Origin of the sequence: Streptomyces rubrogriseus, assembly GCF_027947575.1 — a bacterium.
Taxonomy (GTDB): Bacteria; Actinomycetota; Actinomycetes; order Streptomycetales; family Streptomycetaceae; genus Streptomyces; species Streptomyces rubrogriseus.
The window spans coordinates 6,635,501-6,648,487 of the sequence record NZ_CP116256.1 but is presented as its reverse complement, the minus strand read 5'-3'; the positions used below and the strand labels follow the sequence as shown (position 1 = coordinate 6,648,487).

At 71.1% G+C, this 12,987-nt stretch carries 13 protein-coding genes; 9 read left to right on the top strand and 4 right to left on the bottom strand.

Features of this window, described 5'->3' with window-relative positions:
* Window positions 1-77 precede the first annotated feature (77 nt).
* Together Sru02f_RS29765 and Sru02f_RS29760 are read left to right on the top strand one after the other, a co-directional pair.
* A complete protein-coding gene (locus Sru02f_RS29765; RefSeq protein ID WP_109036014.1) occupies window positions 78-1,268 on the top strand; it encodes an extracellular solute-binding protein in 1,191 nt (396 codons plus the stop codon).
* Between the two features lie 12 nt (window positions 1,269-1,280).
* Entirely contained in the window at window positions 1,281-1,820 is a 540-nt protein-coding gene (locus Sru02f_RS29760) for an HXXEE domain-containing protein (protein WP_109036012.1), read from the top strand.
* A 16-nt stretch (window positions 1,821-1,836) separates the two neighbouring features.
* On the opposite strand, the gene Sru02f_RS29755 is transcribed toward Sru02f_RS29760, so the two are convergent.
* The 3 genes from Sru02f_RS29755 to Sru02f_RS29745 all read right to left on the bottom strand — a co-directional run bounded on the left by Sru02f_RS29755 (window position 1,837) and on the right by Sru02f_RS29745 (window position 5,058).
* On the bottom strand, window positions 1,837-2,997 hold the full coding sequence (locus tag Sru02f_RS29755; RefSeq protein WP_109036010.1) for a serine hydrolase domain-containing protein: 1,161 nt from the start codon (window positions 2,995-2,997) through the stop codon (window positions 1,837-1,839).
* Window positions 2,998-3,150: 153 nt separating this feature from the next.
* Window positions 3,151-3,864 (bottom strand): glycerophosphodiester phosphodiesterase, encoded by a 714-nt coding sequence (locus Sru02f_RS29750; protein ID WP_109036008.1) that lies wholly within the window; start codon window positions 3,862-3,864, stop codon window positions 3,151-3,153.
* A 30-nt stretch (window positions 3,865-3,894) separates the two neighbouring features.
* Entirely contained in the window at window positions 3,895-5,058 is a 1,164-nt protein-coding gene (locus Sru02f_RS29745; RefSeq protein ID WP_109036005.1) for an adenosine deaminase, read from the bottom strand.
* Between the two features lie 56 nt (window positions 5,059-5,114).
* Between Sru02f_RS29745 and Sru02f_RS29740 the strand changes: the two genes are divergently transcribed.
* Both Sru02f_RS29740 and Sru02f_RS29735 read left to right on the top strand, forming a co-directional pair.
* On the top strand, window positions 5,115-5,795 hold the full coding sequence (locus tag Sru02f_RS29740; RefSeq protein ID WP_109036003.1) for a DUF4190 domain-containing protein: 681 nt from the start codon (window positions 5,115-5,117) through the stop codon (window positions 5,793-5,795).
* A gap of 58 nt (window positions 5,796-5,853) precedes the next feature.
* A complete protein-coding gene (locus Sru02f_RS29735; protein WP_109036001.1) occupies window positions 5,854-6,303 on the top strand; it encodes a DUF4190 domain-containing protein in 450 nt (149 codons plus the stop codon).
* 66 nt (window positions 6,304-6,369) lie between these two features.
* On the opposite strand, the gene Sru02f_RS29730 is transcribed toward Sru02f_RS29735, so the two are convergent.
* On the bottom strand, window positions 6,370-7,017 hold the full coding sequence (locus tag Sru02f_RS29730) for an NADAR family protein (protein ID WP_167469820.1): 648 nt from the start codon (window positions 7,015-7,017) through the stop codon (window positions 6,370-6,372).
* Window positions 7,018-7,189: 172 nt separating this feature from the next.
* Between Sru02f_RS29730 and Sru02f_RS29725 the strand changes: the two genes are divergently transcribed.
* The 5 genes from Sru02f_RS29725 (at window position 7,190) to Sru02f_RS29705 (ending at window position 12,958) form a co-directional block, all read left to right on the top strand.
* A complete protein-coding gene (locus Sru02f_RS29725; protein WP_109035997.1) occupies window positions 7,190-8,725 on the top strand; it encodes a gamma-aminobutyraldehyde dehydrogenase in 1,536 nt (511 codons plus the stop codon).
* A 65-nt stretch (window positions 8,726-8,790) separates the two neighbouring features.
* Window positions 8,791-10,038 carry a polyamine ABC transporter substrate-binding protein gene (locus Sru02f_RS29720; protein WP_109035995.1) on the top strand — a complete coding sequence of 416 codons (1,248 nt, stop codon included), beginning with the start codon at window positions 8,791-8,793 and terminating at the stop codon, window positions 10,036-10,038.
* Window positions 10,039-10,043: 5 nt separating this feature from the next.
* Window positions 10,044-11,228, top strand: coding sequence for an ABC transporter ATP-binding protein (locus tag Sru02f_RS29715; protein ID WP_109036328.1), 1,185 nt, complete (start codon window positions 10,044-10,046; stop codon window positions 11,226-11,228).
* A complete protein-coding gene (locus Sru02f_RS29710) occupies window positions 11,228-12,157 on the top strand; it encodes an ABC transporter permease (protein WP_109035993.1) in 930 nt (309 codons plus the stop codon). The genes Sru02f_RS29715 and Sru02f_RS29710 overlap by 1 nt, the downstream gene beginning before the upstream one ends.
* Entirely contained in the window at window positions 12,158-12,958 is an 801-nt protein-coding gene (locus Sru02f_RS29705) for an ABC transporter permease (RefSeq protein ID WP_109035991.1), read from the top strand.
* The last annotated feature ends 29 nt before the right edge of the window (window positions 12,959-12,987 follow it).

Here is a 12,987-nt window from a genome sequence, read left to right as displayed (position 1 = left end):
AGGGTGTCGGGCCTGGCCGGGCCCGCTCGACGCAGCGTCGATTGTCCCGGTCGGTGGCGGGACGGGATCCTCCTGCCATGCCCCTGCTCCCGAAGACGCCCTCGCCGTCCCGCCGTACGCTGCTGCGCGGCCTGGGCGGTTCCGCCGCGCTCGGCGCCCTGGCCGGCTGCGGTGTCCCCGCGGCGTACGTGGCCCCGGGCGACCGCGCCGCGACCGACCGGTCCGCCACCGAACGGCGGCTGACCTGGGCCAACTGGCCGCTCTACATCGACACCGACGACAAGCACCCGAGCCGGCGGCCCACACTGGAGGCCTTCGAGAAGGAGACCGGCCTCTCCGTCGGCTACGTCGAGGAGATCAACGACAACGACGAGTTCTTCGGCAAGATCAGCCCGTCCCTGATGAACCACCAGCCCACCGACCGCGACCTGATCGTCATCAGCGACTGGATGTGCGGGCGGTTCGTACGGCTGGGCTGGGTGCAGGAGATGGACCGCTCCCACCAGCCGAACGTCACCAAGTACCTGGACCCGCTGCTGCGTTCGCCCGCCTTCGACCCCGGCCGGAGGTTCACCGTGCCCTGGCAGTCGGGCATCACCGGCATCGCCTACAACCGGCGCCGGCTCGGCCGGGAGATCCGGCACGTGTCCGACCTGTGGGCGGCCGACCTCAGGGGCCGGGTCACCCTGCTGTCGGGCATGGACGAGGCCTTCGCGCTGCTGATGCAGGGCAACGGCGTGGACATCACCGACTGGCGGACGGACGACTTCCACCTGATCTGCGACCAGGTGGAGAAGCAGGTCGCCAAGGGGCAGATCCGCCGCTTCACCGGCAACGACTACATCAAGGACCTCTCCAGCGGCGACGTCCTCGCCTGCCAGGCCTACTCGGGCGACGTGATCCAGCTCCAGGCGGACGACCCCGACATCGAGTTCGTCGTCCCGGAGGAGGGCGCCGAACTGTGGGCGGAGTCCCTGATGATCCCCAACCTGGCTCGCCACAAGGCCAACGCCGAGCGGCTGATCGACCACTACTACCGGCCCGAGGTCGCCGCCGAGCTGGCCGCCTGGGTCAACTACGTCTGCCCGGTGCCCGCCGCCCGGGACGTGCTCGCCTCCTCCGACGACGAGGAGACCGCGGCCCTGGCCGAGGACCCGCTGATCTTCCCGGACGCCGCGATGCGCGAACGGCTCGCGATCGCGCGGGACATCTCGGCGGGGGAGCGGGCGGAGTTCGCGAAGCGGTGGAACGGGATCGCGGGCGTGTAGCAGACTGATCATGTGATGAATTCATCGGGTGATGAGGCGATCGAAGGTGCGGTCACGCTGGGACTGCTGGCCGCCTGGGCCCTGCACGACCTCGAAGAGCTGGCGACCGTGCCCGGCTGGTGGCGGCGCAACCTCCCCGCCCTGCGCGAGCGGTACCCGGGCGTGCCGGAGGCCGTGTGGCGGCGGGCCGGGTCGGTCGACGGGCGGGAGTTCGCGGTGGCGGTCGGCGCGATGGCCGCGGTCGTGGCCTCCGCGTCCGTCGCCGGACGGCTGACCGGGGGCCGCTCGGCCACGTACCAGACCGCGCTCAACGCGTTCGGCCTGCACGGCCTGGTCCACCTCGCGCAGGCGGGGCTGGTGCGCGGCTACACACCCGGGGCGGCTACCTCGCCGCTGATCGTCATCCCCTTCACCCTCTGGGCCCGCAGTCGCCTGCGCCGCGCCGGTGTGCTGCGCGCCACCCGCCCGCGCGACCTCGCCTTGGGGCTGGGCTTCGCGGGTGCGGCGACGGTCGCGGCGCACACGGTGGCGCGACGGCTGACGAAGGCCTGACGGCGCACGGGGACGGCTACCGCAGCGCGGCCGCGGCGATCGCGTCGGCGACCGGCTTCGGCCCCGCGCTCTTGGCGTCCGTGGAGTTGACCGAGTAGACCAGCGTACGGCTCAGATCGCGGGTGCCGGCGACGACGGCGCTGTAGCCGTAGCGGGAGCCCGACTTGCCCCAGAAGACCTGGCCGCCGATCTCCCGGCGCTCCAGTCCGGCGCTGCGGTCCGCGCCCGGGACGCCCGCCGGAGTCGTGAACATCTCCTCCAGCTCGGGCTGCGGCACGATCTTGCCCCGGAACAGCTTGGTGAGCAGTCTCTCCAGGTCGGCGGTGGTGGAGATCATGTCGCCCGCCGCCCAGCGGTCCGCCTGGTTCCACTCGGTCACGTCGACCGGCCCCGTCGTGCCGTCCGGGCGCTCCACCGCCTGGTAGCCCCGGTTGTGCGGGCCCCGGATGCGGGGATCGGTGCCCGGGAAGTACGTGTGGTGCATGCCGGCCGGGCGCAGGACGAGACGCCTGGCCTCGGAGGCGTACGAGCGTCCCGTGACCTTCTCGATCAGCAGGCCGAGGATCGTGTAGTTGATGTTCAGGTACTGCTGTCGCGTCCCCGGGACGAAGTCCTCCGGTCCCTTGGCCATCGCCGACGCCGCGACCTGCTGCGGGGTCAGGGTCTCGTACCGGTGCGCGTACAGCTCCGCGAAGTCGTCGCCGAGTCCGTCGCCCGGCTTGATGCCGCTGGTGTGGTTCAGCAGGTGGCGCACGCTGATCGGCTGCTCGAAGTCCGGCGTGAACAGGTCGGGGAGGTAGCCCTGGACGGGCGCGTCCAGGTCGATCTCGTCCTGCGCGGCGAGGCGCAGGACGGTGGCCGCGGTGACGACCTTCGTGATCGAACCGGCTCGGAAGCGGGCATCGGGGTGTGCCGGCCGACCACTGGCCAGGTCGCGCACCCCCGCGCTGCCGTGCCAGTCGCCGCCGGGGGTGCCGACCCGCACGAGGGCGGCGGTGGCGTACTGGTTCGGCAGTCCCGCGATGGCGGCGCGCAACGCCTCCTCGGCCGGCCCCCGCTGATCGGCAGAGCGGGAAGCCGGGGCGGGCGGCGCGGCGAAGGCGGGGGCCGCCAGCGGGCCGGCGGCCAGGGCGAGGACGACCGAGGCGGCGAGAACTGCATGGCTACGGGCACGCATCGACTGCTCCAGGTGAAGGCGGTTGCGGCGGAAGGACCGTGATCATCCTTGTGCGCCGCGCCCCGTGGCGGATCGTCGCCGAGTAGGGTGCCCGCCCCTGGCCTGGCTCGGGGGAACGTCCCTACGAAGACCGGGAGTCGTGAGGGTCGTCCCTTACGGGACCGCAACGGCTCCGTTGCCGTCGCGCAGGGCGCACAGCACGTCGATGCGGTTGGTGGTGATCGAGTCGACGCCCAGGGCGCGCAGGCGGCGCATGGTGCGGCGGGTGTCGGGGGTCCAGACGGAGAGCAGGAAGCCGTCGCGGTGGACGCGCTCGGCCAGGGCCCGGTCCACCAGTCCGAAGCGGTAGTTGAGCCACCGCGGCCGCACCGCCGCGAGCAGTCCGGCCCGGGGCGGGGCCGCCGTGGTCCAGGTCATGGCGATCTCGGCGGCGGGGTCGGCGGCCCGTACGGCGAGCATGGTGGCGGCGCCCGCCGTGTAGTACACGCGGTCCCGCGCGCCGCACTCGCGGACCACGTCCACGATGCGCCGCACGGCCCGCTCGCCCGGACCGCCCGGCAGGTCCAGCATCAGCCGGCTGCCGTCGGTCGCGGCCAGCGCCTCGGCGAGCGTCGGCACGCCGCCCGCCGTCAGCCCGCGCACCTCCTCGGCGGACAGGGAGCGCAGCGGCCGGTCCTGCTGCCACAGCCGCTTCAGCGTCTCGTCGTGCAGCAGCACCGGCACCCCGTCCCGGGTGAGGCGTACGTCGGTCTCGACCGCGTCCGCGCCGCGCTCCAGGGCGGAGCGCAGCGAGCCGAGCGTGTTCTCGCGGTGCCGGTAGGGGTCGCCGCGGTGGGCGACGGCGGTCAGGGCGCGCGGGGTGTCCATGGTGGCGGCAACTCTCGGTGGGCGAGGTTCTCAGGAGGCGAGCCAGGCGGCGGTGTACGTGTCGATCTCGTCGGCGATCCGGGCCTTGCCCGGCGCGTCGAGGAAGGATGCCTCGACCCCGTTCTTCGCGAGGTCGGCGAGGCCGCGCTCGTCGAGGCCGAGGAGGCGGGCGGCGACGGCGTACTCGTTGTTGAGGTCGGTGCCGAACATCGGCGGGTCGTCGGAGTTGATCGTCACCAGGACGCCGGCGCGGGTGAACTCCTTGATCGGGTGCTCGTCCAGGGTGCGCACCGCGCGGGTGGCGATGTTGGAGGTCGGGCACACCTCCAGCGGGATGCGCCGCTCGGCGAGGTGGGCGAGGAGCTTCGGGTCCCGGGCGGAGCTGGTGCCGTGCCCGATGCGTTCGGCGCGCAGGTCGGTGAGGGCGTCCCACACGGTCTGCGGGCCGGTCGTCTCGCCGGCGTGCGGCACCGAGTGCAGGCCCGCGGCGATCGCCCGGTCGAAGTACGGCTTGAACTGCGGGCGGGCCACCCCGATCTCGGGTCCGCCGAGCCCGAAGGAGACCAGGCCCTCCGGCCGCAGCCGGTCGTCGGTGGCCAGCCGCGTCGTCTCCTCGGCGGACTCCAGACCGGCCTCTCCCGGGATGTCGAAGCACCAGCGCAGTACGGTCCCGAACTCGGCCTCGGCCGCCTTGCGGGCATCCTCGATCGCGTCCATGAAGGCGCCCTCGTCGATGCCGCGCCGGGTGGAGGAGAACGGCGTGATGGTCAGCTCGGCGTACCGCACCTGCTGCCGGGCCATGTCCCGGGCCACCTCGTAGGTCAGCAGCCGGACGTCCTCCGGGGTGCGGATCAGGTCGACCACGGACAGGTACACGTCGATGAAGTGCGCGAAGTCCGTGAACGTGAAGTAGTCGACCAGGGCCTCCGGGTCGGTGGGGACCTTGGAGTCGGCGTGGCGCGCGGCCAGTTCGGAGACGATGCGCGGGGAGGCGGAGCCGACGTGGTGGACGTGCAGTTCGGCCTTCGGCAGTCCGGCGATGAAGGCGTGCAGGTCGCGCGGGACGTCGGGGTCGACGAGGTGCTCGGTCAAGGGTTCCTCCCCAAGGCGGCGCCCGCGGGCCGCGCGGGGCGGTGGCGGGGCACGGGTGATCGGCTGATCGGTCGTTCGGGGATCATCGTAGGCCGGTCTCACGCCCGGCGGCCCGGGACCGTAGCATGGCGGGCACGAACGACCCGGGGGGACAGGAAATGACGGACGCGATACGGCCGGAGGGGGAGTCCTCCGGTGGGCACGACCCCTGGGCGCCCCCGGAGAGCGGGCCGTCCCTGGACAAGGGCCCCGCTGCCGATGCCGGGCAGCCGCAGCAGCCGCCCCGGCAGTCCCAGCCGCCCGCCTCGGACGCGCCGCCCCCCTGGCAGCCGCCGCCGGGCGTGCACGACCAGGCCACGGTCACGTCGATGCCCGGCGCCGGGTTCACCGGCCCCGAGTCCGCGGTGCCGCCTCCGCCGCTCGCACCCGGTGGCGCCGGCGTCCCGGGCGGGTACGGCTACCCCGGCTACGGGCAGGGCTACGGCTGGCCCGGCATGCAGACGCCTCCGCAGAACGGGCTCGGCACCGCGTCGATGGTGCTCGGCATCCTCGCCTGCGCGCTGTTCTGCCTGTACGGCGTGGTCTCGCTGGTGCTGGGCATCCTCGCCGTGGTCTTCGGCATCAAGGGCCGCCGGAAGGCGGAGAGCGGCCTGGCCAACAACCACGGGCAGGCGCAGGCCGGGTTCGTCATGGGCATCATCGGCATCGTGCTCGGTGTCGCCGTGATCGTCCTGATCGCCATCGGGATCACCGCCGCGATCAACGAGGACTCGGACGACTACGACCCCTACTACGGCTCCGCGCGCCCCGTGCCCGTCGCCGTGACGGCGGAAAGCTGAGTTCCTCCCCGCGAGGTCGCCTCTACGATGTCAAGCTCCAACGAGGGGAGAGCAGTTCATGTCGTACTCCAATCCCGGACCCGGGGACTTCGGGCCGCCGCCGCAGCCGGGGCAGCCGCCCGCGGGGGGCTACGCGTACCCGCAGTCCGCGCCCGGGTACGGCTATCCCAACCAGGGGGCCGCGTACCAGGCCGCCCCGCCGGTGGGCTACCCGCAAGGGCCCGGCTACGGCATGCCGATGCAGCCGAGCAACGGCATGGGCACCACGGGACTGGTGCTGGGCATCATCGGCGTGGTGTGCAGCCTGACCTTCTTCCTCTGGTTCTTCGGCGTGATCCTGGGCATCCTCGGGATCATCTTCGGCGCGGTCGGCCGGGGCAAGGCCGGCCGGGGCGAGGCCACGAACAAGGGCTCCGCGACCGCCGGTCTGGTGCTCGGCATCACGGCCACCGTGATCCTGCCGCTGCTCGGCTTCCTCGCCTTCGCGAGCCTGATGAGCGTCGCCTGAGCCAGGCGACGTGAAGGGGGGCGGCCCCGGGCCGCCCCCTCAATCGCCGCCCCTCGCCGCCGCCCCTCACTCGCCCGCGCGCAGCCGCTCCCTGGCCGCCATCAGCGCGAAGCCCAGCAGATTCGGCCCCCGCCAGTGCTCCGGGTCCACCGCCGCCTCGTCGTCCGCGGTAAGGCCGATGCCCCACACCCGGTCCACGGGACTCGCCTCCACGAGCACTCTCTCGCCCGTGGCCAGCAGGAACACCCGCAGCGCCGGGTCCGAGGCGAACTTGTGGACGCTGCCCTCCACCACGATCCGGAAGCGCTCCCGCTCCCACACCGCCTCGTCGAAACCGCGCACGAGCCGGCCCGCCTTCTTCGCCCCGGCGGGATGAGCGGCCGCCAGCACCCGCCGCTCGGCCTCCGTGTCCCCGAAGAGCCGGGCCTTGCCGGCCATCATCCAGTGCTCGGCCGTCGCGTACTCCACCCCGGCCACCGTGAACGGCGACGGCCACCACTGGCTCAGGCAGCTCGGCCCGAGCCTGCCGTCCGGCAGCGGCCGGTGCCCCCAGAAGCACAGGTACTTGATCCGCTCGCCCGCCCGGACCCGTGCGACCAGCGCCTCCCGGCTGTCGATGCCGTCCGCCACCGTCCCGCTCCTCCGCGCCTCCGGGATCTGCTCCGCCCCCGTGATCTTCTCCATGCACGGCAGTGTGGCACGCGCCACTGACACTCCGTCCGGCCTTTTCCGTGGTGACTCGACACCTGGTCGACAGATTCCGTCGCGTAACCAAATGGCAACAACGGAATCACTTGTTGGAGGCCTAGTGCTCTGTCAGGATCGGCACTCACATCGAGCCTGAGCCACGCCGGCCCCCGCCACGGGGAGACCGAGGAGAGCCGACATGCACAACCCGGGCAACGCCACCCCGGACCGATTCCCGGCCCAGGACCGCTTCGCGGACGGGGCCCAGTACATCGCGGGCCGCCTCACGAAGGGCACTTCCGGACGGACGCACACCGTCGTCGACCCGGCGACCGGCGCGGACGTCCTCACCTACGAGCTGGCCGGACCCGACGACGTCGACGCGGCCGTCGCCGCCGCACGGGCGGCGTTCCCCGGCTGGGCCGGTGCCACCCCCGGCGAGCGCTCCGACGCCCTGCACCGGTTCGCCGCCGTCCTCGCCGAGCGCGCCGAGGACTTCGCCCGCGCGGAATCCCTGCAGTGCGGCAAGCCGCTGAAGCTGACCCGCGAGTTCGACGTGCCGGGCACGGTGGACAACGCCGCCTTCTTCGCCGGAGCGGCCCGGCACCTCCAGGGCCAGTCGGCGGGGGAGTACTCCGGCGACCACACCTCGTACGTCCGCCGCGAGCCGATCGGCGTGGTCGGGTCGATCGCGCCGTGGAACTACCCGCTCCAGATGGCGGCCTGGAAGATCCTCCCGGCGATCGCCGCGGGCAACACCATCGTGCTCAAGCCCGCCGAGATCACCCCGCTCACCTCCCTGATGTTCGCCCAGGCAGCGACCGAGGCCGGTATCCCGGACGGCGTGATCAACATCGTCAGCGGCACCGGAGGTGAGGCCGGCGAGCACCTCGTCGCCCATCCCGACGTCGCCATGACCTCCTTCACCGGCTCCACCGCCGTCGGCAAGCGGGTCGCCGAGGTCGCCACCGCCACCGTCAAGCGCCTCCACCTGGAGCTGGGCGGCAAGGCCCCCTTCCTCGTCTTCGACGACGCCGATCTCGAGGCCGCCGTGCACGGCGCGGTCGCGGGCTCGCTCATCAACACCGGCCAGGACTGCACGGCCGCCACGCGCGCGTACGTGCAGCGGCCCCTGTACGAGGCGTTCGTCGAGAAGACCGCCGCCCTCATGGAGACCGTCCGCGTCGGCGACCCCTTCGCCCCCGGCACCGACCTCGGCCCGCTGGTCAGCCACGTCCAGCGGGACCGCGTCGCCGCCTTCGTCGACCGGGCCCGTTCCTACGCGCGCGTGGTGACCGGCGGCGAGGCCCCGCAGGGCGATCTGAAGGACGGCGCCTACTACCGGCCCACCCTCGTCGCGGACGCCGCGCAGGACAGCGAGGTCGTCCAGTCGGAGATCTTCGGCCCGGTCCTGATCGTGCTGCCCTTCGACACCGACGACGAGGGCCTCCGGCTGGCCAACGACACGCCGTACGGGCTCGCGGCCTCCGCCTGGAGCCGGGACGTGTACCGCGCGAACCGCGCCACCCGCGAGATCAAGGCGGGCTGCGTGTGGATCAACGACCACATCCCCATCATCAGCGAGATGCCGCACGGCGGGTACAAGGCGTCCGGCTTCGGCAAGGACATGTCCGCCTACTCCTTCGAGGAGTACACGCAGGTCAAGCACGTCATGTTCGACAACACCGCGGTGGCGGCCAAGGACTGGCACCGCACCGTCTTCGGGGACCGGTAGGACCGACAGCCATCACGCCAGGCCGCCGACCACGGCCGACCCCACCCGAAAGGGCAACCACGCGCATGGAGCAGTACGAGCCAGACCGCCTGTCCCCGGCCCAAGCGGCCGCCATGCGGCGCAGTCTCAGGAGCGGCAGGGCCGCGCTCACCCGCCGTTCGCTGCTGCGCGCCTCCACGGGCGGCGCGCTCGCCGTCGGCGGCCTCGGCCTGCTGAGCGGCTGCGGCATCCCGGCGGCCGGCAAGACCGAGGGCGGCGTCTCCGCCGAGGACCACTCCAAGGAGGAGAAGCAGGTCCGCTTCTCCAACTGGACCGAGTACATGGACGTCGACGAGAGCGGCCGCCGGCACCCCACGCTGGAGGCGTTCACCAAACGGACCGGCGTCAAGGTCACGTACACCGAGGACATCAACGACAACAGCGAGTTCTTCGGCAAGATCCAGCCGCAGCTCGCCGCTGGTCAGGAGACCGGCCGCGACATCATCGTCCTCACCGACTGGCTGGCCGCCCGCCTGATCCGCCTCGGCTGGGTGCAGAAACTGGACCCGGCCAACCTGCCGCACGCCTTCACCAACCTGTCGCCCCAGTTCCGCAACCCCGACTGGGACCCGGGCCGCGCCTACTCCTACCCCTGGCAGGGCATCTCGACCGTCATCGCCTACAACAAGAAGGCGCTGGACGACATCGAGGTCGGGACGGTCTCCGACCTGCTCGACAACCCGAAGCTCAAGGGCCGGGTCGGCTTCCTCACCGAGATGCGCGACACCATGGGGATGACGCTGCTGGACATGGGCAAGGACCCGGCCCGCTTCTCCGACGACGACTACGACGCGGGGATCGCCCGGCTCCAGAAGGGCGTCGACCGGGGTCAGATACGCCGCTTCACCGGCAACGACTACACGTCCGACCTCAGCAAGGGCGACTTCGCGGCCTGTCTGGCCTGGGCCGGTGACGTCGTCCAGCTCAAGGCCGACAACCCCGACATCGACTTCGTCATCCCGGACAGCGGCTACGTCACGTCCAGCGACAACATGCTGATCCCCAACAAGGCACGGCACAAGACCAACGCCGAACGGCTCATCGACTACTACTACGAGCCGGGCCCGGCCGCGGAACTCGCCGCCTACATCAACTTCGTCTGCCCCGTCGACGGTGTGAAGGACGACCTGGCGAAGATCGACGAGGACGCGGCGAACAACCCGCTGATCATTCCCGACCAGGCCATGCAGGCCAAGTCGCACTCCTTCCGCTCCCTGAGTTCGAAGGAAGAGACGGCATACGAAGGCAAGTTCGCGAAGCTCACCGGGGCGTGACGACGATGACGACCAACACGACGAAGAACCAGACGGACGGCGGCGGCGACGTCCGCCTCGCCGGCATCAGCAAGACCTACGGCTCCTTCACCGCCGTGCACCCGCTGGACCTGACCGTGCCCCAGGGCTCCTTCTTCGCCCTGCTCGGCGCCTCAGGCTGCGGCAAGACCACCACCCTGCGCATGATCGCCGGACTGGAGGAGCCGAGCGGCGGCACCGTCCACCTCGGCGACCAGGACGTGACCGCCCTGCCGCCCTACAAACGGCCGGTCAACACGGTCTTCCAGTCCTACGCCCTCTTCCCGCACCTGGACATCTACGAGAACGTCGCCTTCGGCCTGCGCCGGCGCGGCATCAAGAGCGTGAAGAAGCAGGTCGGCGAGATGCTCGACCTGGTGCAGCTCGGCGAGCAGGCGCGCAAGAAGCCGCACCAGCTCTCCGGCGGCCAGCAGCAGCGGGTAGCCGTCGCCCGCGCCCTGATCAACCACCCCAAGGTGCTGCTCCTCGACGAACCCCTCGGCGCCCTCGACCTCAAGCTGCGCCGCCAGATGCAGCTGGAGCTCAAGCGCATCCAGACCGAGGTCGGCATCACCTTCGTGCACGTCACCCACGACCAGGAGGAGGCCATGACGATGGCCGACCAGGTCGCCGTGATGAACGCGGGCCGCGTGGAGCAACTGGGCGCCCCCGCCGACCTGTACGAGAACCCGCGGACCACGTTCGTCGCCAACTTCCTCGGCACCTCCAACCTCATCGAGGCCGAGGTCGACAGCCGCAGCGGCGACGACGTCGTCGTGAAGGCGGCCGGCGACAAGCTCGTCCTGCCCGGCGCCCGGTGCTCCGCCCCGGCGAAAACGGGCGGCAAGGTCCTGGTCGGGGTCCGCCCCGAGAAGATCAGCCTCACCCACGCGGACGACGCGGGCGCCATCCCCGAGGGCCGCAACCGGATCACCGGCAGGATCGCCAACACCAGTTTCATCGGCGTCTCCACCCAGTACGTCGTGGACTGCGCAGCCTGCCCCGAGTTCGAGGTCTACGTCCAGAACATCGACCGCGACCCCCGCCTCACGCCCGGCGCCGAGGTCGTCCTGCACTGGAGCCCGGCGCACACCTTCGGGCTCGACGCAGACCAGTCCGTGCTTGCAGGGACGATGGGCGACGCGGGCGTCGCCGAGGGCGAGGCCGCCTGATGTCCACCCTCACCGAGGCTCCACCGCCCCTCTCCCCGCCCGCGCCGGAGCAGAAGCCTCCGCGCAGGCGCGGCCGCTGGACGCCGTACTGGCTGCTGCTGCCCGGCATCCTCTGGCTGGTCGTGTTCTTCGCGGCGCCGATGGTCTACCAGGCCTCCACCTCCGTGCAGACGGGCTCGCTGGAGGAGGGCTACAAGGTCACCTGGCACTTCGTGACCTACTGGGACGCGCTGTCCGAGTACTGGCCGCAGTTCCTGCGCTCGGTCGCCTACGCCGCCTCCGCGACCGTGCTGTGCCTGCTGCTCGGCTACCCGCTCGCGTACCTCATCGCCTTCCGCGCGGGCCGCTGGCGGAACCTGATCATGATCCTGGTGATCGCGCCGTTCTTCACCAGCTTCCTGATCCGCACCCTGGCCTGGAAGACGATCCTCGCCGACGGCGGCCCGGTGGTCGGCGCCCTGAACACGCTGCACGTCCTCGACGTGACCAGCTGGCTCGGCTGGACCTCCGGCGACCGCGTGCTGGCCACGCCGCTCGCGGTGGTCTGCGGTCTGACGTACAACTTCCTGCCCTTCATGATCCTGCCGCTCTACACCTCCCTGGAGCGGATCGACGGCCGGCTGCACGAGGCGGCGGGCGACCTGTACGCCAAGCCCTCCACCGTCTTCCGCAAGGTCACCTTCCCGCTGTCGATGCCGGGCGTCGTCTCCGGCACGCTGCTGACCTTCATCCCGGCCACCGGCGACTACGTCAACGCCTCGCTGCTGGGCTCGGCCGACACCGGAATGATCGGAAACGTGATCCAGTCGCAGTTCCTGCGGGTGCTGGACTATCCGACGGCGGCGGCGCTCTCGTTCATTCTGATGGCGGCGATCCTCGCCATGGTCACCTTCTACATCCGCAAGTCCGGGACGGAGGATCTGGTTTAGATGGCCTTCGTCAACTGGTTCAAGCGCCATGTGGTCGTCATCGCCGGGCTGCTGACGCTCGCCTATCTCCTGCTGCCCAATGTCGTCGTCACGGTGTTCTCGTTCAACAAACCGAACGGGCGCTTCAACTACGAATGGCAGCGGTTCTCCACAGACGCCTGGAAGGACCCGTGCGGGGTCGCCGGGCTGTGCGGTTCCCTCTCGCTCAGCCTCCAGATCGCCCTCTGGTCGACGCTGGGCGCCACCGCGCTCGGCACCGCCATCGCCTTCGCGCTGGTCCGCTACCGCTTCCGCGCTCGGGGCGCGATCAACTCGCTGATCTTCCTGCCGATGGCGATGCCCGAGGTCGTGATGGCCGCCTCGCTGCTCACCCTGTTCCTCAACATGGGTGCTCAGCTGGGCTTCTGGACGATCCTGATCGCCCACATCATGTTCTGCCTCAGCTTCGTCGTGACGGCCGTCAAGGCGCGCGTGATGTCGATGGACCCGAGGCTGGAACAGGCGGCGCAGGACCTGTACGCCGGTCCCTTCCAGACCTTCGTGCGGGTCACGCTGCCCATCGCCGCACCCGGCATCGCGGCCGGCGCGCTGCTCGCCTTCGCGCTGTCCTTCGACGATTTCATCATCACCAATTTCAACGCGGGTTCGACCGTCACCTTCCCCATGTTCGTGTGGGGATCGGCCCAGCGCGGAACGCCCGTTCAGATCAATGTCGTCGGTACGGCCATGTTCGTGATCGCCGTACTGTTCGTCCTGGTCTCCATGGTCATCGGCAACCGCCGACATCGCCGCAAGGCATGAAGCACATCGGTCTGTCCTCGTAGGGAGTT